The organism is Pseudomonas sp. SIMBA_067 (assembly GCF_046534675.1).
In the GTDB taxonomy this organism is placed as follows: domain Bacteria; phylum Pseudomonadota; class Gammaproteobacteria; order Pseudomonadales; family Pseudomonadaceae; genus Aquipseudomonas; species Aquipseudomonas putida.
Genome location: NZ_JAWRYH010001051.1, coordinates 1 through 247, shown reverse-complemented (window position 1 = coordinate 247; position 247 = coordinate 1). Strand labels below are relative to the sequence as shown.

Annotated in this window: 2 tRNA genes; both read left to right on the top strand. The window is 57.5% G+C overall.

Features of this window, described 5'->3' with window-relative positions:
- Positions 1–4 precede the first annotated feature (4 nt).
- Positions 5–80 (top strand) — tRNA-Gly (locus SB765_RS32440).
- Between the two features lie 92 nt (positions 81–172).
- Positions 173–245: transfer RNA gene (locus tag SB765_RS32435), tRNA-Glu, on the top strand.
- The last annotated feature ends 2 nt before the right edge of the window (positions 246–247 follow it).

Sequence of the window (247 nt, the reverse complement as noted above, 5' to 3'; positions counted from 1 at the left end):
CAATGCGGGAATAGCTCAGTTGGTAGAGCACGACCTTGCCAAGGTCGGGGTCGCGAGTTCGAGTCTCGTTTCCCGCTCCAGTTTCTCCGGCACTGCTTAACGGCGGGGCAGGAAAAGAAAATCCAGGCTGAATCGTGAGGTTCATGTTCTGGTGCACTGAAAAGTGTTGTGTGTCCCCTTCGTCTAGTGGCCTAGGACACCGCCCTTTCACGGCGGTAACAGGGGTTCGAGTCCCCTAGGGGACGCC